Below are 19,127 nucleotides of genomic sequence, written 5' to 3'. Positions count from 1 at the left end.
GCTAGCGATGATTGCCCAGATGGTGAAATTGGTAGACACGCCAGCTTCAGGTGCTGGTGACCTTACGGTCGTGGAAGTTCGAGTCTTCTTCTGGGCACCAATTCAAATTCAAGGTTACGACCTTGGATTTCACAAAAACCCGCGAAAGCGGGTTTTTGCATTTCTGGCTTCCCGAAACCCCATCACCATCGCACCTATCAAAACGCCAGCCCCACCGCAAGGCGCACTTGAGAAACAATATCGTTTATCATTGTTGCAAGTTTTTGCAATGCGACAGTGAGGAACCCCGCGAATGACTTTTCGAAATACCCTGCGCCGAGGCCTGACCTTCACCTTCCTCGGCCTGGCGCTCGCCACTCCCCTCACCCAGGCTGCCGATGCGGTTTCCCTGACTCTCTACAACGGCCAGCACAAGGAAGTCGGCGACGCGATCGCCAAAGCCTTCGAAGCCAAGACCGGCATTCACGTCAACGTGCGCAAAGGCAGCAGCAATCAGCTCGCCAGCCAGATCATCGAAGAAGGCGACCGCTCCCCTGCCGACGTGATCTACACCGAAGAATCGCCACCGTTGAACAATCTCGGCGAACAAGGCCTGCTGGCCAAGGCCGATGACGCCACTTTGGCCGTGCTGCCGGAAAAATACGTCGCAGCTAACGGCACCTGGATTGGCGTGACGGCACGCGTTCGCGTGGTCGCTTACAACCCGAAACTGGTCGACGAAAAAGACCTGCCAAAATCAGTCCTGGATTTTGCCGATCCACAGTGGCAAGGCAAAGTCGGCTTCGTGCCAACCAGCGGCGCGTTTCAGGAACAAGCCGTGGCCATCATCAAAATGCACGGTCGCGAGGCCGCCGAAGAGTGGCTGACCGGCCTGCGCGCCTTCGGCAAGACCTACAGCAACAACATGGTTGCGCTCAAAGCCGTGGAAAACGGTGAAGTCGCCACCGTGCTGGTGAACAACTACTACTGGTTCGCCCTGCAGCGCGAGAAAGGCAAACTCGACTCGAAACTGCATTACTTCACCGCTGGCGACGTCGGTGGCTTGATCACCGTGTCGAGCGCTGCCGTGTTGAAATCCAGCAAACATCCAAAAGAAGCCCAGCAATTCCTCGCCTATATGGCCAGCGAAGAAGGTCAGCGCGTGATCACCCAGACCACCGCCGAATACCCACTGCACAAAGGTATGGAATCGGATCGCGGACTCAAGCCGTTCAGCGAACTGGAAGCGCCGAACGTAACCCCGGCCGATCTGGGCAATGCCGAAGAAGCGCTGGAGCTGGAACGCGAAGTTGGCTTGAACTGATGACCGCATCGTTATCCGCCCCCGCCGCGCGCGGGGGTTACGTACCAAAGCGCAAGCGGCCATCAATCTGGCTGGTGCTGCCGGTGTTGTTACTGGTAGTGCTGAGCCTGTTGCCGCTGGCCTATGTCGGGCTCAAGGCCTGGCAGGCCGGCTGGGCCGAGGCGTTGCACTTGTTGTGGCGCCCGTATGTGTTCGGCCTGTTGCGCAACACGTTGGCGTTGATGGTTGGCGTAACCCTCTCCTGCGGCGTGATTGGTCTGTCGCTGGCCTGGCTGCTGGAACGCAGCAATTTGCCAGGGCGTCGCCTATGGGGCGTGATCCTGTGCCTGCCGTTCGCGGTGCCGGCGTTTGTCAGCAGCTTCACCTGGGTTTCGCTGAGCGCGCAGTTCGAAGGGCTTGGCGGGGCGATTCTGGTGATGAGCCTGTCGAAGTATCCGTTGATCTTCCTGCCGGTGGCGGCAACTCTGCGCAATCTCGACCCCTCCCTTGAAGAGTCGGCGCGCACCCTTGGGCAGAATCGCTGGGGCGTATTTTTCCGCGTAACCCTGCCGCTGCTCTGGCCTTCGCTATTGGCCGGCTCGCTATTGATTGCCTTGCACATGCTGGTGGAGTTCGGCGCACTGTCGATCATCGGCCTGCAAACCTTCACCACGGCGATCTATCAGCAATTCGAACTGGAGTTCAGTAACGCCAACGCGGCGATGCTTTCCGCCGTGCTGCTGGCGCTGTGCCTGGTGTTGTTGTGGCTGGAGCTGCGCGTACGCGGCAAAGCTCGGCATGTGCGCACCGGACAAGGTGCCGCGCGCCAAGCTGAACAGGTTCGGCTAGGACCATGGGCTACGGTCGGTCAGCTGTATTGCCTGATGCTGGCAATTGTCGGCAGCGGGATTCCGCTGGGGATGTTGGCGTATTGGCTGGCGGTCGGTTCATCCGCAGCATTCCCGGTAGCAGCGATCACTGAAGCCCTGCTTTCTTCTCTGGCACTTTCTCTTGGCGGAGCTGCGCTGTGTCTGGTGCTGGCCGTGCCGGTCGGCTTGTTGGTGGTGCGTTACAAAGGTCAACTGGCGATCTGGGCCGAGCGCTTGCCGTATCTGCTGCATGCGCTGCCGGGCCTGGTGATTGCGCTGACGCTGGTGTATTTCGCCCTGCACTACGTGCCGGCGCTGTACCAGACTTCGGGGTTGCTGCTGATCGCTTATGCGCTGCTGTTTCTGCCATTGGCGCAGGCGCCGATTCGCACGGCACTGAACAAGGCGGCACCGCAACTGGAAGAGGCTGCGCGAACGCTGGGCGCCTCGTCGTTCACGGCGTTTTGCCGAGTGACGTTGCCGATCATCTTCCCGGCATTGGGCGCGGCGTTTGCGCTGGTGTTTCTGGATGCGATGAAGGAATTGACGGCGACGTTGCTACTGAGTCCGACCGGGCTCAATACGCTGGCAACGGAAGTGTGGGCGCATACTGCAAATGTCGAATTTGCGGCGGCGGCGCCTTATGCGGCGTTGTTGATTTTGGTGTCGGGGCTGCCGGTTTATTTACTGACGACCCGGATGTATCTGAGCCGCTGATACCGCTTTCGCGAGCAGACTCGCTCCCACATGTTGACCGAGTTCCATCAGAGGAACGCGATCTAATGTGGGAGCGAGCCTGCTCGCGAAGAGGCCCGCCCAGACAACCTCAAGCCCTGAACTGCCCCAGACTAGCCTTGAGCTGCGCTGCCAAACCATCCAGCACCTTGCCACTCGCAGTGGTCTCCACCACCGCCTGCGCTGCTTTCTCGGCCTGCGCATGAATTGTCTCGACGCGCCCACGCACAGCCTGCGCACCCTGCGCCTGATGCGCAGCAGCCTGCGTTGCCAAGCCAATCGCCGCATGCACCTGCTCGACCGAGACCTGTACCGACTGCTGCAAGCGCGCACTGTCACGCAACACCAGTAAACCTTCGCTGGCCTGACGCCCGGCCTGGCCGATCGCTTCGACCGCCTCACGAGCGCCCTGCTGCAATGCCACGATGTGCGCCTGAATATCGCCGGTGGAGCTTTGCGTCTTGCTCGCCAACGCACGCACCTCGTCGGCAACAACGGCGAATCCACGCCCGGTCTCGCCAGCACGTGCGGCTTCAATCGCCGCGTTGAGCGCCAGCAGATTGGTCTGCTCGGCAATCCCGTGAATCACCGTCAGCACCACCTCAATCTGCTCACTCTGCTGAGCCAGCCGCTCGATGACTTTCGCGCCGGTATCGACCTGCCCCGCCAGCGCCTCGATCAGGCTGCCGACCTTGGCGGACGTCCGGGTGTTTTCGTCGGTGGCCTGGCGAATATCCACAACCTGTTTCAAAGCCGCTTGCATCGCATGGCTTTCCGACTGCGCCTCATCAGCCATTTGCGACAGCGCGCGCAGACTCTCCGCCACTTCATCACGCTGCATGCCCGCCGCCGCATCGGCACCGGCATTACGCAGCGTCATTGCGCCGATTTCGACGCCGGTACGCTGCGCGACATCGCCCGCTTCGCGCACGATTGGCTGCAACTTATCCACAAAGCGGTTGACCGCCGAGGCCATGTCGCCGATTTCGTCTTTGCTGTTGATCTGCACACGCTTGGTCAGGTCGCCCTCGCCCGCCGCCAAGTCATCCATCGCAGCGTTGAGCATCTTCAGGCGATTGACCACGCGATGGCCGAGCACCACGGCCAATAACAGAAGCACGCCAAAGCCGACCAACGCCAGGCCCATGCCGATCCGCCAACGCAGGGTGGCTGCCGCTTCTTGAACAGTATTGGCGGTATTGGCTTTCATCTCGACGGCGGTTGACTGCGCCGATTGCAGGCGCGCCTGCATGGCATTGGCACTGTCCGCTGCAGCGCCCTTGAGGCTGTCGCCGACCAGTTGATCACTGCTCGCGATCAGCGCCGAGAAGCGCTTGTCCAGTGCCGCCAGATCGGTTTCCACCGACGCCGTGGAAACGCCCATCAGCACCTTGCCGATTTCCACGCCATTGGGATTGATCGAGGCTTCAAGGTAGTAAACCGATGGATCGTTTTTCGCCGCATCCAGCACTTTATCCAGTGCACGCTCGCCCTGGCCCTTTTCCAGCAAGGCCTTGTTGATCGGGTTTTCGCGATTGAGATAGCGGGTCAGGTGCTGGCCGGTGGCGTCATCGTAGACCACGAATAGAACGTTGGGATTACGCTGGGCACGGCGGGCGAACTCGGACAGGGTCGGTACGTCGCTGTCCCACATGGCACGCGGGGCTACGGAGGCCAGTAACTGCGCCATGTCATTGGCCGAATCTTTCAGATCCTTTTCCAGCGTCGCACGCAGTTGCGACTGCTCTTCTTTCAGGCGCGAAGACAGGCCGGCGGTAAGCCGCTGACGAGTACTGGCGGACAAGGCATCGAGGCTCGAGGTGACTTCACGCCCGGCCTGCTCCAGTTCACCGGAGAGCTTCTGGCTGTCGGCGCCGAGGCGCACCGCCAAGTCAGCTTCCAGCGCCGTGACGGTGCTCCGCGTCAGGGCAACGGCCACCAACACTTGCACCAAAAGGGCGATACCAAGGGTAACGAACACGGGGCGCAACAAACGGCTTTGTAACAGTGAGAGAACGGCCGACACTGTGAATACCTCTACTTCTGACGCCATTAATTTGATGGCACTCTTGTAGACAGATTCACAGCAAAGGTCATGCCGTCCAACAGGCATAAACGACAAAGGCCCCGATGAAGGGGCCTTTGTGTTTTTACATCAACGACTTATCAAGCAAACGGATGACGCAGAACGATGGTTTCGTTGCGGTCCGGGCCCGTCGAAATAATGTCGATCGGCGCGCCGATCAACTCTTCAACGCGTTTGATGTAGGCGCGAGCGTTAGCTGGCAGCTCTTCCAGGGTCTTGGCGCCCACGGTCGATTCGGTCCAGCCCGGCACTTCTTCGTACACAGGCTGCAGGCCTACGTAGCTGTCAGCGTCGGTCGGAGCAACGGCATTGCCTTCGGCGTCTTTATAGCCAACGCAGATGTTGATGGTTTCCAGACCGTCGAGTACGTCCAGCTTGGTCAGGCAGATACCCGAAATGCTGTTCACATCGATAGCGCGACGCAGGATAACGGCGTCGAACCAGCCACAACGACGGGCACGGCCGGTGGTCGCACCGAACTCGTGACCTTGTTTGGCCAGGTGCGCGCCGACGTCGTCGAACAGCTCAGTCGGGAATGGACCCGAACCGACGCGAGTGGTGTAGGCCTTGGTGATGCCCAGGATGTAGTCCAGGAACATCGGGCCAACGCCGGAACCAGTCGCTACGCCACCGGCAGTGGTGTTGGAACTGGTCACGTACGGGTAGGTACCGTGGTCGATGTCGAGCAAGGAACCCTGGGCACCTTCGAACATGATGTCTTTGCCGGCGCGACGCAGGTCGTGCAGCTCAGCGGTGACGTCGAGCATCAGCGGCTTGAGCAGCTCAGCGTATTCCTTGCACTCGGCCAGGGTCTTCTCGAACTCGATGGCTGGCTCTTTGTAGTAACCGACCAGCATGAAGTTGTGGTAATCCACCAGTTCACGCAGCTTGTCTTCGAAGCGCGGCATGTTCAGCAGGTCGCCAACACGCAGGCCACGACGAGCAACCTTGTCTTCGTAAGCCGGGCCGATGCCGCGACCGGTGGTACCGATCTTCAGCTCGCCACGGGCCTTTTCACGGGCCTGGTCCAGCGCCACATGGAAGGACAGGATCAGCGGGCAGGACGGGCTGATACGCAGACGCTCACGCACCGGTACGCCTTTCTCTTCCAGCTTGGTGATCTCGCGCAGCAGGGCGTCAGGTGCAACCACCACGCCGTTGCCGATCAGGCACTGCACGCCTTCGCGCAGCACGCCCGACGGGATCAGGTGCAGGACGGTTTTCTCGCCGTCGATCACCAGTGTGTGGCCAGCGTTGTGGCCACCTTGGTAGCGCACTACGGCGGCAGCATGTTCGGTCAGCAGATCAACGATCTTGCCTTTGCCCTCATCACCCCATTGGGTGCCCAGGACTACGACATTCTTACCCATAACACTTGTCCTCATTCGCGCAAACTTGGTGCCGGCGATGGCCGGCAGGAAAACTCAAGAAGCCAGTGGCGATACTTGCCAAAGCCCGTTCTGCTGAATCAATTGCCGGTCGCAGTCCGCATCACGGGCGGCGGCCAAAGGTTGCCCAGGCAAAGCCTGAACGACACGCTGACCCTCACTGCGCAACTGGCAAACCTGCTGCCAGAGTGCCGCATCCGTACTGTCAGGCATCCAGATACCGCCAGACGGTAGCTCGATCTCAGCACGCCCCAGGGTCACCAGGGTTTTCAAATCGGTGGAGAAGCCTGTCGCTGGACGGGCGCGGCCAAAATCCGCGCCGATGTCGTCGTAGCGACCGCCCTGAGCGATGGACTGGCCAACGCCCGGCACGAACACCGCGAACACCACACCGGTGTGGTAGTGGTAGCCACGCAGCTCGCCCAGGTCGAAGTACAACGGCAGGTCCGGGAAACGCGCCGAGAGGCGCTCGGCGATCGCCAGCAAATCTTCCAGTGCTGCCAGAACCGGCGCCGGCGCATTGGCCAGTCGTTCGCGGGCAGCGCTCAACACTTCACGCCCGCCACACAGATCAACCAGCGCACGCAGCATGCCGGACAAGTCGGCCGGCAAGCCTTCGGTCAAGGTAATGACCTCGTCGATGGCTTTGCGTTGCAGCGCATCGAACAACTGCTGTTCGACTTCACCGGACAGACCGGCGGCACGCGCCAGACCACGATAGATGCCGACATGACCAAGGTCCATGTGCACATCCGGCACATCGGCCAGTTGCAGCATGGCCAGCATCAGGCTGATCACTTCAACGTCGCTGCTCGGGCTGGCGTCGCCGTACAACTCGGCGCCCAACTGGATCGGGCTTCGCGAGGACGACAGTGCACGCGGCTGAGCATGCAGCACACTGCCGGCGTAGCACAGACGGCTCGGACCTTCGCGACGCAGGGTGTGCGCATCGATACGCGCCACTTGCGGCGTGATGTCGGCACGGAAACCCATCTGCCGGCCCGATTGCGGGTCGATGACCTTGAAGGTACGCAGATCCAGATCCTGGCCCGCGCCGGTCAGCAGGGATTCCAGGTACTCGATATGGGGAGTCACGACAAACTCGTAACCCCAGCTCTGGAACAGATCCAACACCTGACGACGCGCGACTTCAATGCGCGCCGCTTCCGGTGGCAGTACTTCTTCGATGCCATCTGGCAGCAGCCAGCGGTCTACCGTTGCCATTACGCCATTCCCCTTTGATCCGGGCGGCCAGCCTGCGGGCGAGCCTTGAGTGAAGCAGAAAATGACCGAACCGTTCAAAACGCACGCGCATGAACGACGCGGCGAAAGGCCTGTTACCGGCTTCGCCCATCACTTTCCTCGAAATACTCTCGGGCCATTCAACCCGATGCCTGCAACAAAAAACAGCAATCAAACGTGCAGACGCAAAAAAGCCGGGAATTTCCCGGCTGCCGCATCATACACACGTTTTCCCAAAGGATCACCCCGCCCGAGGTTTTAGCCGCCGGGCGGAATGATTCAGGTCAACGGCGTATCAAGGCTTGGCCTTTTCCAGGTAGTGGAAAAAGTCGCTGCTTGGGTCGAGGACCAATACGTCGGATTTGTTCGCGAAACTTTCACGGTAGGCGCGCAGGCTACGATAGAAACTGTAGAACTCCTGATCCTGACCGTAGGCCTTGGAGTAGATCGCAGCGGCCTGGGCATCACCATCACCGCGAACCTCTTCGGACTCACGATAGGCTTCAGCCAGCAGCACGCGGCGTTGACGATCGGCGTCGGCACGGATGCCTTCAGCCAGCTCGTTACCCTTGGCGCGGTGCTCGCGAGCTTCACGCTCACGCTCGGTGCTCATACGTTCGAACACACTGCGGTTTACTTCTTTCGGCAGATCGATGGCCTTGACCCGGACATCGACAACTTCGATACCCAGCTCTTTTTCCGCCATTTTGTTCAGCGAAGCAGTGATGTCAGCCATCAGTGCGTCACGCTCACCCGACACCACCTCGTGCAGGGTGCGCTTACCGAACTGGTCACGCAGACCGGATTCCAGACGACGGGACAGGCGCTCGTCGGCGATTTGCTTGAGGCCGGAAGTTGCGGTGTAGAAGCGCTCGGCATCCTTCACGCGCCACTTGGCATAGGCATCGACCATCACGGCTTTCTTTTCCAGGGTCAGGAAGCGCTGTGTCGGTGCATCCAGCGTCATCAGACGTGCGTCGAATTTACGCACCTGGTTAACGTAAGGCACTTTCACATGCAGGCCTGGCTGAACATCGGCCTGAACCACGCGACCGAATTGCAGCAGCACCGCACGCTCGGTCTGAGCCACGATGTAGAAGCAGTTCCAGCCCACCAGTACCACAACAACGCCAACGATCAGGGCGATCAGCGATTTATTGCTCATCAGCGGGTCTCCCTTGTGCGCGACTGCGGCAGGTCAGTGACATGCGGCGTGACGTCCGTGTTGTTGCTGGCGGCAGCCGAACCGGTGACCGGTGCATTGCTGCCCGAACTGTTCTGAATCATTTTGTCCAACGGCAGGTAAAGCAGGTTGCTCTGGCCGTTCTTGTTGCCGGTCACGAGTACCTTGCTGGTATTGCTGAAGACTTCCTGCATGGTGTCCAGGTACAGACGCTGGCGGGTAACCTCAGGTGCCTTGCGGTACTCGGCGACCAGCTTGGTAAAGCGATCGGCCTCACCCTTGGCGCGCGAGACCGTTTCGTCGCGATAACCGTTGGCATCCTCGAGGATGCGCTGGGCCTGACCACGGGCTTCCGGCACGACGCCGTTGGCGTAGGTTTCAGCCTGGTTGCGCGAACGCTGCTCGTCTTCACGGGCGCGGATCACGTCATCGAAGGCTTCCTGCACTTCACGCGGTGCCGCTGCGCTCTGTACGTTGACCTGAGTGACGGTGATACCGGTGCGATAGGTATCGAGGAAGCGTTGCAGACGCTCCTTGATTTCGCTGGCCATCAATTCACGACCTTCGGTCAGCACCTGGTCCATGGCGGTGGAACCCACCACGTGGCGCAGGGCACTGTCAGTCGCATGCTGCAGACTGATTTCCGGCTGATCGACGTTCAGCACGAAGTCCTGCAGGTTGCTGATCTTGTACTGCACGGTCAGCGGCACTTCGACGATGTTCTCGTCTTCGGTCAGCATCTGGCCCTGCTTGGTGTACGCACGCTCACGCGTGACGTTTTCCATGTACTTTTTATCGATCGGCGGGAAGTAGATATTCAGGCCCGGGCCAACAGTCTCGTAGTACTTGCCGAAGCGCAGCACCACGGCTTGCTCCTGCTCGTCCACCACGTAGACCGCGCTGTACAGCCAGACAGCCGCCAGCACGACGAGGCCGATGCCGAGCAGACCGCCGAAGCCGCCACCGCTCCTGCCCGAACCACCGCCGTCATCACCACCGCGTTTCTTACCACCACCGAACAACCCGTTCAGGCTTTCCTGCAGCTTTCGGAAGGCCTCGTCGAGATCCGGTGGCCCCTTGCGGTCGCCGTTATTGCGGCGTTTGCCACCCCAAGGATCCTGATTATTCGAGTTGCCACCCGGCTCATTCCAAGCCATAGCGCTCTCCATCTGATAAAGCAAAGACGCACCCACGGCGCGCCGACCAATGCTACAGAATGCCTGCCGTTACGGCACAACCGCTTCTTCAGGCTTTTATTGCAAAGTGTGTTGCTCGATGAATTCCATCGGCTGCAATCCTTCGCGGCTTACCAGTCGATTCAGCTCGACCCGGGGCAAACGAACGGCCAGCAGGCTGATGCCTTCTTCGTCATGCTCTTCTTTCTGCACCGCACCGAGTTCGAAAAACTGCGCACGCAGTCGGGCGAATCGTTGCGGCAAGCGCAATGTACCGATGAACAAATCACTGCCGAGCAATTCGGCAATGGCTTGTTCAAGCAATTCCAGACCACTGCCATCACGCGCCGAAAGCCAGACCCGCTGGGGCTTGCCGTTTTCGTCGCGCTGGATTTGTGGCTCAACGCCTTCAAGCAAATCGAGTTTGTTATAGACCTCGAGTATCGGCAAGTCCTGGGCACCAATCTCGCCCAGCACCACCATCACCTGCTCGATCTGCAACATGCGATCCGGTTCGGCCGCATCGATCACGTGCAACAACAGGTCGGAGTTGGCCGACTCTTCGAGGGTAGACCGAAATGCTTCGACCAGCTTGTGCGGCAGGTGACGAATGAAGCCTACCGTATCCGCCAGAACAATCGGCCCCAGGTCGTCCAGATCCAGACGGCGCAGCGTCGGGTCCAGTGTGGCGAACAACTGGTCGGCCGCGTAAACATCGGATTTCGTCACATTGTTGAAGAGTGTCGATTTGCCGGCGTTGGTATATCCCACCAAAGACACGGTAGGGATATCCGCACGGGAGCGGCCACGTCGCGATTGCTCGCGCTGGCTGCGCACCTTCTCCAGCCGACCCTTGATCTGGCGCAGGCGGACCCGCAGCAAACGGCGGTCAGTTTCCAGCTGGGTCTCACCCGGGCCGCGCATGCCGATGCCGCCACCCTGACGCTCAAGGTGAGTCCAGCCGCGAACCAGGCGCGTGCTCATGTGGTCAAGCTGGGCCAGTTCGACCTGGAGCTTGCCTTCATGGGTACGGGCGCGTTGGGCGAAAATATCGAGAATCAGACCGGTACGGTCGATCACGCGACACTCGAAAACACGTTCGAGGTTACGTTCCTGACTGGGCGTGAGGATGTGATTGAAAATCACCAGATCGGCTTCTTCAGCCTTGACCAGGTCGCGCAGTTCCTCGACCTTGCCGCTGCCGATCAGAAATTTGGCGGTTGGCCGATGACGCGGCACGTTAAAAAACGCAACGGTCTCGGCGCCGGCCGAATTAGCCAATTCCTGAAACTCCTGCGGATCTTCGCGCGCCTCAGGGTCCTGTCCATCCAAGTGAACGAGGATCACTCGTTCACCACCACCGTGGCGCTCAAAGAACAAAGGAGACTCCTATCAGGCGTTACCTGGCTCAGCGTCACCTGCTTCGGATTCGGTTGCGCTAGGCAGACGAATTGGACGAACCGGCACTACTGTCGAGATAGCGTGTTTGTAAACCATCTGGCTTACGGTGTTTTTCAGCAGGATCACGAATTGGTCGAACGACTCGATCGTGCCTTGCAGTTTGATACCGTTGACCAGGTAGATGGAAACCCCAACTTTCTCTTTACGTAAAGTATTCAAGTAAGGGTCTTGTAGCGAATGCCCTTTTGACATGTGCCGCACTCCTTTAAGGATTCAATAATAAAAAATAGGTAATTCAGATGGCTTTGGCCGCCACACCCCCAAGGATAGACGGCAATTGCAAGGACTCAGCTCAATATGGAGATGGTCCCAAGGTATTTCAAGGCGCGTGGCAGATTGTCGCAATCAAGACTGTCCAGCCAGTGTATATCTTCCCAGCTGCGCAGCCAGGTGAACTGGCGTTTGGCCAATTGGCGCGTGGCGATGATGCCGCGCTCCTGCATTTCGGCCAACGTCAGCTTGCCATCCAGGTAGTCCCAGACTTGGCGGTAGCCTACCGCACGTATAGACGGCAACCCCGAATGCAGGTCACTTCTTTTACGCAGGGCTACGACCTCGTCGAGGAACCCCTGTTCCAACATATTTGTGAATCTTTGTTTAATGCGCTCGTGCAATACCTGACGATTCGCCGGGGCAATGGCCAAGTTCGCGACAGTATAGGGCAATTGTTGCAGTCCCGAAGCGGCTGCTTCAGTACTTTGCGCAGATTGTTGCTGACGCAGCTCGGTCATGCTCTGACCGCTGACTCGATAAACTTCCAGCGCGCGACTCAAACGCTGCGGATCGTTCGGGTGAATGCGCGCCGCTGACACCGGGTCAATGCTCGCCAATTGATCGTGCAAGGCTTGCCAACCGAGGCGTGCAGCCTCTTCTTCGATCTGCGCGCGAACATCGGCATCGGCCGCTGGCATATCCGCCAGACCTTCGACCAAAGCCTTGTAATAGAGCATCGTACCGCCGACCAGCAGCGGAATTTTTCCGCGCGCGGTGATCTCGGCCATGGCTTGCAGGGCATCGCGACGGAAATCCGCAGCCGAATAAGCCTCAGCCGGGTCGAGAATATCGATCAAGCGGTGCGGATATTCGGCCAGCAGTTCTTTCGAAGGCTTGGCCGTGCCAATGTCCATGCCGCGATAGACCAGCGCTGAATCGACACTGATCAACTCGCACGGCAGCACCTTGGTCAGCTCGATGGCTAGATCGGTCTTGCCCGCAGCGGTCGGGCCCATCAGGAAAATCGCTGGAGGAAGCTGGCTCATCAACGACCGCGCAGAAACAGTTTGTCCAGATCGTCCAGGCCCAATTGGGTCCAGGTCGGTCGGCCATGGTTGCATTGACCGCTGCGCTCGGTGTTTTCCATGTCACGCAGCAGGCCGTTCATTTCCGGCAGGGCCAGGCGCCGGTTGGCGCGAATCGCGCCGTGACAGGCCATGGTGCCGAGCAACTCGTTGAGGTGTGCCTGAATCCGGTCGCTGGTGCCGTACTCCATCAAGTCCGACAGGACATCGCCGACCAGACGGTTGGCTTCGGCCTGTTTCAACAACGCCGGGATTTGGCGGATCGCCAGGGTTTCCGGGCCCAGACGCTGCAGCTCGAACCCCAGACGCTGGAACCATGCCGCGTGCTCTTCAGCGCAATCGGCCTCGCGCTGGCTAACGGCCAGGGATTCCGGCACCAACAATGGCTGCCCACTGAGGCCCTCGCTGGCCATGGCGATTTTCAGGCGTTCGTACATGATCCGCTCGTGAGCAGCGTGCATGTCCACCAGCACCAGCCCTTGGGCGTTTTCGGAAAGAATGTAGATACCTTTCAACTGCGCCAAGGCATAACCCAGCGGAGGAATATCTTCCTGCCCGGCCGGCAGCGCGTTGGCATTAGCCTCAGGCAGCGGCGCGAAAAACTCGCGATACGCAGCCTGAGCCTCGGCAGCCGGCGGTACCGCTGATTGTGGGCGTGGCGTGTATTGATACTGGTAAGCCCCGCCAGCGCTGGCGCCGGACGAGGTATTGAACGCCGGTTGTGCCTGCGGTTGCTCCAGCAGCGCATTGGCCGCCAGACGCATTTCACCCTGCGGGCCGAACTCACCGGCATCGAGGCCCGTTGGCCGCACAACAGCTGTGGTCACGGAACCGGCAAGCTGATCTTCCGGACGCACGTCGCCCAAAGCACGGTGCAACGTGCCATAAAGGAAGTCATGCACCATACGCCCGTCACGGAAGCGCACTTCGTGTTTGGTCGGGTGCACGTTGACGTCGACCGCCGCCGGATCAACTTCAAAAAACAGCGCAAACGTCGGGTGACGGCCGTTGAACAGCACGTCGCGATAGGCCTGACGCACGGCGTGAGCCACAAGTTTGTCGCGCACCGCCCGGCCATTCACAAAGAAATACTGCAGATCCGCCTGACTGCGGTTAAAGGTCGGCAAACCAACCCAGCCCCACAGGTGCAAGCCGTTGCGCTCGATCTCGATCGGTAGCGCCTGCTCGAGAAAACCCGAACCGCAGATCGCCGCCACACGCCGGGCGCGGGCCGCGTCATCGTGGGCTTCGTGCAGGCTGAGAATGGTCTTGCCGTTATGCCGCAGATGGAAAGCCACGTCGAAACGCGCCAGCGCCAGACGCTTGATCACTTCTTGCAGGTGATCGAACTCGGTTTTTTCGGTCTTGAGGAATTTGCGTCGCGCCGGGGTGTTGAAGAACAGGTCGCGAACTTCCACGGAAGTGCCGACCGGATGCGCTGCCGGTTGCACCCGAGGTGCCATGTCGCGGCCTTCGGTTTCGACTTGCCACGCTTGATCGGCATCGCGAGTACGCGAGGTCAGCGTCAGGCGCGCCACGGAGCTGATCGAGGCCAGCGCCTCACCCCGGAAACCGAGGCTCATCACCTGCTCAAGGTCTTCCAGGTTGCGAATCTTGCTGGTGGCGTGACGGGCCAGGGCCAGCGGCAGGTCATCGGCAGAGATGCCGCTGCCATCGTCACGCACCCGCAGCAACTTGACCCCGCCCTGCTCGACATCGACATCAATACGCTTGGCGCCGGAATCGAGGCTGTTTTCCAGCAGTTCCTTGATCACCGAGGCCGGACGTTCAACCACCTCACCGGCGGCGATCTGGTTCGCCAGCCGTGGGCTGAGCAGTTCGATGCGGGCAGCGGCGTTCAGCACTTCGTTCATTCTTTGGACGCCAGTTCGGTGCCTGGAATGGTCAGGTGCTGACCGACTTTCAACTCATCGCTTTTCAGGTTGTTGGTCGCGCGCAACGTGGCCGGCGACACCTGATAGCGCACGCCGATCATCGCCAGCGTTTCACCCGGACCGACGCGATGATCGCGCGGGCCTTGAGCGATCTTGCCGGAATCACGCAGCCAGGCGATGTAAGTGCCCGGTGGCGGGTTCTGCTGGAAGAACTGGCGCACGCCGCTGCTGATCGAGCGGGCCAACGCTTGCTGGTGGCTCGATGCCGAGAGCTTGTTGGCTTCGTTGGCGTTGGAGATAAACCCGGTTTCGACCAGAATCGACGGGATGTCCGGCGACTTCAACACCATGAACCCGGCCTGTTCCACACGCTGTTTGTGCAGTGGAGTGACGCGGCCGATGTTGGTCAGGACTTTCTGGCCGACGTTGAGGCTGGAAGTCAGCGAGGCGGTCATCGACAGGTCGAGCAATACGCCGGCGAGCATGCGGTCCTTGTCGTCGAGGCTGACGTTGCCGGCACCACCGATCAAGTCGGAACGGTTTTCGCTGTCGGCCAGCCAACGCGCGGTCTCGGAAGTTGCGCCGCGATCAGACAGGGCAAACACCGAAGCGCCGAAGGCGGCCGCAGACGGCGCGGCGTCAGCATGAATCGAGACGAACAGGTCGGCGCCTTTCTTGCGAGCGATTTCGGTACGGCCGCGCAACGGGATGAAGTAGTCGCCGGTACGGGTCAATTCGGCACGGAAGCCTTTCATGCCGTTGACCTGACGCTGCAGTTCGCGAGCGATCTGCAGCACTACGTCTTTCTCACGCTGACCGCGCGAACCGGATGCGCCCGGGTCTTCGCCACCGTGGCCGGCGTCGATCACCACAATAATGTCGCGCTTGCCGGCCGGGGCTGGCGGCAACTTGATTGCCGGTTCGGTCGGGGTTACCGGCACCGCTGGCACAGTCGCGACCTGCGGCGTCGGCGCAGGCGGCGGTGCGGCGTCGGCCGGGTTATCGAACAGGTCGACCACCAGGCGGTTGCCGTACTGCGCGTTCGGCGCCAGCGAGAAGCTTTTCGGGGTGACGGCTTTTTTCAGGTCGATGACCACGCGCAGATCAGTCGGCGTGCGCTGGGCCGAGCGCATTGCGGTGATCGGCGTGTTTGCGGTCTGCACATTCAGCGGTGCACCGAGGGTGGCACCGTTGATGTCGATCACCAGACGATCCGGCGCGGTCAGGGTAAACACGCTGTGCTGCACCGGGCCGCTCAGGTCGAAGACCAGTCGCGTGTTATCCGGCGCCCGCCACAGGCGCACGCTATTGACCTTTGAATCGGCCACGGCGTTGACAGTCACTGCCATCAACAACAGTCCAGCGGCAGCCACCAACGCGCGAAAGCGCATACCTAACCCCATCATTTAATTGGATTCCAACGCCAAAGCGGCACACCAGGCCTCGCCACGCGAGCCCTGGGATAAAATTTTCAGCGAACGCCCGCTGTCTTGCGGGCTAATGGTAATGGTCAGGTCAGGCTTTGGCAAAAAGCCTGCACCTTTATCGGGCCATTCGATCAGACACATCGCGTCATCTTCGAAGTAGTCGCGGATGCCGAGAAACTCCAGTTCTTCCGGATCGACCAGACGATACAGATCGAAGTGGAAGGCGCGGATCTCACCGATTTCGTAGGGTTCAACCAAGGTGAAGGTCGGACTTTTTACCGCACCAACATGGCCCAAGCCGCGAATGATGCCCCGCGACAGGGTGGTTTTGCCCATGCCCAGGTTGCCTTCGAGAAAAATCAGGCCATGGCCCTGGGTCACGCGGGCGATCCGTGCGCCAAAGTCGCTCATGGCCTGTTCATCGGCCAGGTACAGGGTTACTTCAGACACGGTGCTTGCTCCTCCAACAACTGACGAATGGCTGGAATCAGATCACTGGCCGCCAGCCCACGGCCGAATTTTCCTTGTTGCTGACCGGCATTGGCGTGCAGCCAGACCGCCAGACACGCCGCATCAAAACCGGTCATGCCCTGCGCCAGCAGCGCACCGGTCAAACCGGCCAGTACGTCGCCGAGTCCTGCAGTGGCCATGGTCGGATGACCTTGGTGACAGAGCGCCAAACGGCCATCGGGATGCGCAATCAGGCTGCCTGCGCCTTTCAACACCACCACTGCTGTATATTTTTTGCTCAGCGCCAACGCTGCTGCCGGACGATCCGCCTGCACGTCGGCGGTGCTGATGCCCAGCAAGCGCGCCGCTTCGCCTGGATGCGGGGTGATCACGCAATCCTTGGGCAATTGAACGAAACCGCTGGCCAGCAGGTTCAGTGCGTCGGCATCCCACACTTGCGGCAATGCCGCGTTGGCCGCCGCCGACAGTAATGCGCGGCCCCAACTGGCCTGGCCGAGGCCAGGACCGACGACCAGCGTCGAGACTTTTTCCAGCAACCCCATCAACTGATTGGCCGATGAGGTGCCAAGAACCATAGCTTCCGGCACACGGGTCAGCGCCGCCGACACATGCTCTGGCCGGGTCGCCAGCGAAACCATGCCCGCGCCGCTGCGCAGAGCCGTTTCGGTACTGAGCAGAATCGCCCCGCCAAATCCGTGATCGCCACCGATCAGCAGCACATGGCCAAAACGGCCCTTGTGCGACGCCGGCGCGCGCGGCGCCAATCGAGGAAGATTAGCGGCATTGAGTCGCTGGGCGCGGACAGGAATGTCACGGTAAGTTTCCGCTGGCGCCTGCAAATCGTTGAACAGCAGCGCGCCGACATGATCCGCCGCGTCACCGGTGAAAAGCCCAAGCTTCAGACCAATAAAGGTCACCGTGAGATCGGCACAGACCGCGACACCCAGCGCTCGCCCAGTGTCGGCACACAATCCGGAAGGGATATCGACCGCAGCAACCGGCAAACCACTGACGTTGATCGCATTGATCGCGGCGGCATACGGCTCACGCACGTCGCCGCTCAGACCGGTGCCGAGCAGGGCATCGAGGATGACCCCGCGCAACTCGCTGTGAGCGCTCCAGCCCTGAATCGCCACACCGTGCGTCGAGGCCTCGGCATGGGCTGACGCCGCGTCGCCCTGCAATTGCCGGGGATCACCGACCGCCAACACCCGCACGAGCAACCCGGCTCGCTGGGCCATGGCCGCAACCAGATAACCGTCTCCCGCATTGTTGCCATGCCCGGCCAGCACCGTCAGTTCAGTCGCCGAAGGCCACTGCCGCACCAATGCGCGCCACGTCGCATGGGCCGCGCGCTGCATCAATTCGAAGCCCGGCGTACCGGCAGCAATCAGCCGTGCATCGAGTTCGCGCACCTGTGCGGCGCCATACAGCGCGTCGGGTAATTCATCTTTCGTGTGCGGCATGCGTCTTCGGGCTCCGATGTCTGGCAGAATTATACGCACCTCAGCTCCGGTTTCTCTCGCCTCATGTCCGCCATCACCACAGACCTGCCCGCCCTCGCCCAATCGATCAAGGATTGGGGCCGCGAGCTGGGCTTCCAGCAAGTCGGCATCAGCGGCCTGGATCTGGCCGAGCATGCGCAGAACCTCGCACGCTGGCTCGAGGCCGGTTACCACGGCGAAATGGACTACATGGGCGCCCATGGCAGCAAACGCTCGCACCCCGAAGAACTGGTGCCGGGCACGTTGCGCGTGGTCTCGCTGCGCATGGACTACCTGCCCGGCGACACGCAAATGGCGCAAATGCTCGCGCAACCGGAAAAAGCCTACGTGTCGCGTTATGCCTTGGGCCGCGATTACCACAAATTGATCCGTAAACGTGTGCAGCAATTGGCCGACAAGATTCAGGCGCAGATCGGCCCGTTCGGTTTCCGCGCGTTTGTCGACAGCGCCCCGGTGCTGGAAAAAGCCATCGCCGAACAGGCCGGGCTGGGCTGGATCGGCAAAAACACTCTGGTGCTGAATCGCAAGGCCGGCAGTTATTTCTTCCTGAGCGAACTGTTCGTCGATCTGCCGTTGCCGGTGGACGAACCGCACAGCAGCGAACACTGCGGCCGCTGCACTGCGTGCCTCGATATCTGCCCGACCAACGCCTTCGTCGGCCCGTATGTGCTGGACGCGCGGCGCTGCATTTCCTATCTGACCATCGAACTGAAAAGCGCCATTCCCGAGGATTTGCGACCGCTGATCGGCAATCGCGTGTTCGGCTGTGATGACTGTCAGATTTGCTGCCCGTGGAACCGTTTCGCCAAGCCTTCCGGGGAAAGCGATTTCAAGCCACGGCACAATCTCGATAACGCCGAGTTGGCCGAGTTGTTTTTGTGGGATGAGGAGAAGTTCTTGAGCAGCACTGAAGGTTCGCCGTTGCGGCGTGCCGGGTATGAGCGCTGGTTGCGGAATCTGGCGGTCGGTCTGGGCAATGCGCCTTCAACGATTCCGGTGCTGGAAGCGTTGAAGGCGCGACGGGATTATCCGTCAGAGTTGGTCAGGGAGCATGTGGAGTGGGCGTTACGTCAGCATTTGGCTCACACTGATCCATATCCAGGCCAATGA

General features: G+C 60.4%; 15 protein-coding genes and 1 tRNA gene. 4 read left to right on the top strand and 12 right to left on the bottom strand.

Annotation, left to right across the window (positions count from 1 at the left end; genetic code table 11):
* Positions 1-13 precede the first annotated feature (13 nt).
* The 3 genes from BMY54_RS04995 to BMY54_RS04985 all read left to right on the top strand — a co-directional run bounded on the left by BMY54_RS04995 (position 14) and on the right by BMY54_RS04985 (position 2,868).
* A tRNA-Leu gene (locus tag BMY54_RS04995) sits at positions 14-100 on the top strand.
* A gap of 192 nt (positions 101-292) precedes the next feature.
* Complete coding sequence (locus BMY54_RS04990; RefSeq protein WP_093430183.1) at positions 293-1,303, top strand: extracellular solute-binding protein; 1,011 nt, start codon at positions 293-295, stop codon at positions 1,301-1,303.
* Positions 1,303-2,868: an ABC transporter permease gene (locus BMY54_RS04985; RefSeq protein ID WP_093430182.1), complete on the top strand. Its 1,566-nt coding sequence runs from the start codon at positions 1,303-1,305 to the stop codon at positions 2,866-2,868. Before BMY54_RS04990 ends, BMY54_RS04985 begins: the two co-directional genes overlap by 1 nt.
* Before the next feature lie 109 nt (positions 2,869-2,977).
* Here BMY54_RS04985 and BMY54_RS04980 read toward each other — a convergent pair whose 3' ends face one another.
* The 12 genes from BMY54_RS04980 to BMY54_RS04925 form a co-directional block, all read right to left on the bottom strand.
* A complete protein-coding gene (locus tag BMY54_RS04980; RefSeq protein ID WP_093430352.1) occupies positions 2,978-4,912 on the bottom strand; it encodes a methyl-accepting chemotaxis protein in 1,935 nt (644 codons plus the stop codon).
* 140 nt (positions 4,913-5,052) lie between these two features.
* Positions 5,053-6,342 carry an adenylosuccinate synthase gene (locus BMY54_RS04975; protein WP_007915835.1) on the bottom strand — a complete coding sequence of 430 codons (1,290 nt, stop codon included), beginning with the start codon at positions 6,340-6,342 and terminating at the stop codon, positions 5,053-5,055.
* Positions 6,343-6,396: 54 nt separating this feature from the next.
* A complete protein-coding gene (locus BMY54_RS04970; RefSeq protein WP_038360371.1) occupies positions 6,397-7,584 on the bottom strand; it encodes an ATP phosphoribosyltransferase regulatory subunit in 1,188 nt (395 codons plus the stop codon).
* Positions 7,585-7,897: 313 nt separating this feature from the next.
* A complete protein-coding gene (hflC, locus tag BMY54_RS04965; RefSeq protein ID WP_016984784.1) occupies positions 7,898-8,767 on the bottom strand; it encodes a protease modulator HflC in 870 nt (289 codons plus the stop codon).
* On the bottom strand, positions 8,767-9,942 hold the full coding sequence (gene hflK / locus BMY54_RS04960) for an FtsH protease activity modulator HflK (RefSeq protein WP_016984785.1): 1,176 nt from the start codon (positions 9,940-9,942) through the stop codon (positions 8,767-8,769). Before hflK ends, hflC begins: the two co-directional genes overlap by 1 nt.
* Positions 9,943-10,038: 96 nt before the next feature.
* Positions 10,039-11,340 (bottom strand): ribosome rescue GTPase HflX, encoded by a 1,302-nt coding sequence (hflX, locus tag BMY54_RS04955; protein ID WP_093430181.1) that lies wholly within the window; start codon positions 11,338-11,340, stop codon positions 10,039-10,041.
* A gap of 12 nt (positions 11,341-11,352) precedes the next feature.
* Positions 11,353-11,613 (bottom strand): RNA chaperone Hfq, encoded by a 261-nt coding sequence (gene hfq / locus BMY54_RS04950; protein ID WP_007902656.1) that lies wholly within the window; start codon positions 11,611-11,613, stop codon positions 11,353-11,355.
* 95 nt (positions 11,614-11,708) lie between these two features.
* Positions 11,709-12,680 carry a tRNA (adenosine(37)-N6)-dimethylallyltransferase MiaA gene (miaA, locus tag BMY54_RS04945; RefSeq protein ID WP_093430180.1) on the bottom strand — a complete coding sequence of 324 codons (972 nt, stop codon included), beginning with the start codon at positions 12,678-12,680 and terminating at the stop codon, positions 11,709-11,711.
* Positions 12,680-14,581 carry a DNA mismatch repair endonuclease MutL gene (gene mutL / locus BMY54_RS04940; protein ID WP_175559558.1) on the bottom strand — a complete coding sequence of 634 codons (1,902 nt, stop codon included), beginning with the start codon at positions 14,579-14,581 and terminating at the stop codon, positions 12,680-12,682. Before mutL ends, miaA begins: the two co-directional genes overlap by 1 nt.
* A gap of 8 nt (positions 14,582-14,589) precedes the next feature.
* Entirely contained in the window at positions 14,590-15,963 is a 1,374-nt protein-coding gene (locus BMY54_RS04935; RefSeq protein WP_371914430.1) for an N-acetylmuramoyl-L-alanine amidase, read from the bottom strand.
* 57 nt (positions 15,964-16,020) lie between these two features.
* The gene (tsaE, locus tag BMY54_RS04930; RefSeq protein WP_093430177.1) at positions 16,021-16,491 is read right to left on the bottom strand and encodes a tRNA (adenosine(37)-N6)-threonylcarbamoyltransferase complex ATPase subunit type 1 TsaE; all 471 of its coding nucleotides are present in this window, start codon (positions 16,489-16,491) and stop codon (positions 16,021-16,023) included.
* On the bottom strand, positions 16,479-17,978 hold the full coding sequence (locus tag BMY54_RS04925) for an NAD(P)H-hydrate dehydratase (protein WP_093430176.1): 1,500 nt from the start codon (positions 17,976-17,978) through the stop codon (positions 16,479-16,481). The genes tsaE and BMY54_RS04925 overlap by 13 nt, the downstream gene beginning before the upstream one ends.
* A 63-nt stretch (positions 17,979-18,041) precedes the next feature.
* On the opposite strand from BMY54_RS04925, the gene queG reads away from it, so the two are divergent.
* Positions 18,042-19,127: a tRNA epoxyqueuosine(34) reductase QueG gene (queG, locus tag BMY54_RS04920; protein ID WP_093430175.1), complete on the top strand. Its 1,086-nt coding sequence runs from the start codon at positions 18,042-18,044 to the stop codon at positions 19,125-19,127.

The sequence above is a fragment of the Pseudomonas sp. ok266 genome, from assembly GCF_900110195.1.
Classification (GTDB): domain Bacteria; phylum Pseudomonadota; class Gammaproteobacteria; order Pseudomonadales; family Pseudomonadaceae; genus Aquipseudomonas; species Aquipseudomonas neuropathica.
The sequence above is the reverse complement of the archived record's forward strand: the minus strand, read 5'-3'. Positions and strand labels throughout refer to the sequence as shown.

Bases quoted from the DNA above. Each gene is read 5' to 3' on its own strand.
- BMY54_RS04990 (WP_093430183.1), top strand. From the start codon at position 293: ATGACTTTTCGAAATACCCTGCGCCGAGGCCTGACCTTCACCTTCCTC.
- BMY54_RS04985 (WP_093430182.1), top strand. From the start codon at position 1,303: ATGACCGCATCGTTATCCGCCCCCGCCGCGCGCGGGGGTTACGTACCA.
- BMY54_RS04975 (WP_007915835.1), bottom strand. From the start codon at position 6,342: ATGGGTAAGAATGTCGTAGTCCTGGGCACCCAATGGGGTGATGAGGGC.
- BMY54_RS04970 (WP_038360371.1), bottom strand. From the start codon at position 7,584: ATGGCAACGGTAGACCGCTGGCTGCTGCCAGATGGCATCGAAGAAGTA.
- hflC (WP_016984784.1), bottom strand. From the start codon at position 8,767: ATGAGCAATAAATCGCTGATCGCCCTGATCGTTGGCGTTGTTGTGGTA.
- hflK (WP_016984785.1), bottom strand. From the start codon at position 9,942: ATGGCTTGGAATGAGCCGGGTGGCAACTCGAATAATCAGGATCCTTGG.
- hfq (WP_007902656.1), bottom strand. From the start codon at position 11,613: ATGTCAAAAGGGCATTCGCTACAAGACCCTTACTTGAATACTTTACGT.
- miaA (WP_093430180.1), bottom strand. From the start codon at position 12,680: ATGAGCCAGCTTCCTCCAGCGATTTTCCTGATGGGCCCGACCGCTGCG.
- BMY54_RS04935 (WP_371914430.1), bottom strand. From the start codon at position 15,963: ATGGCAGTGACTGTCAACGCCGTGGCCGATTCAAAGGTCAATAGCGTG.
- BMY54_RS04925 (WP_093430176.1), bottom strand. From the start codon at position 17,978: ATGCCGCACACGAAAGATGAATTACCCGACGCGCTGTATGGCGCCGCA.
- queG (WP_093430175.1), top strand. From the start codon at position 18,042: ATGTCCGCCATCACCACAGACCTGCCCGCCCTCGCCCAATCGATCAAG.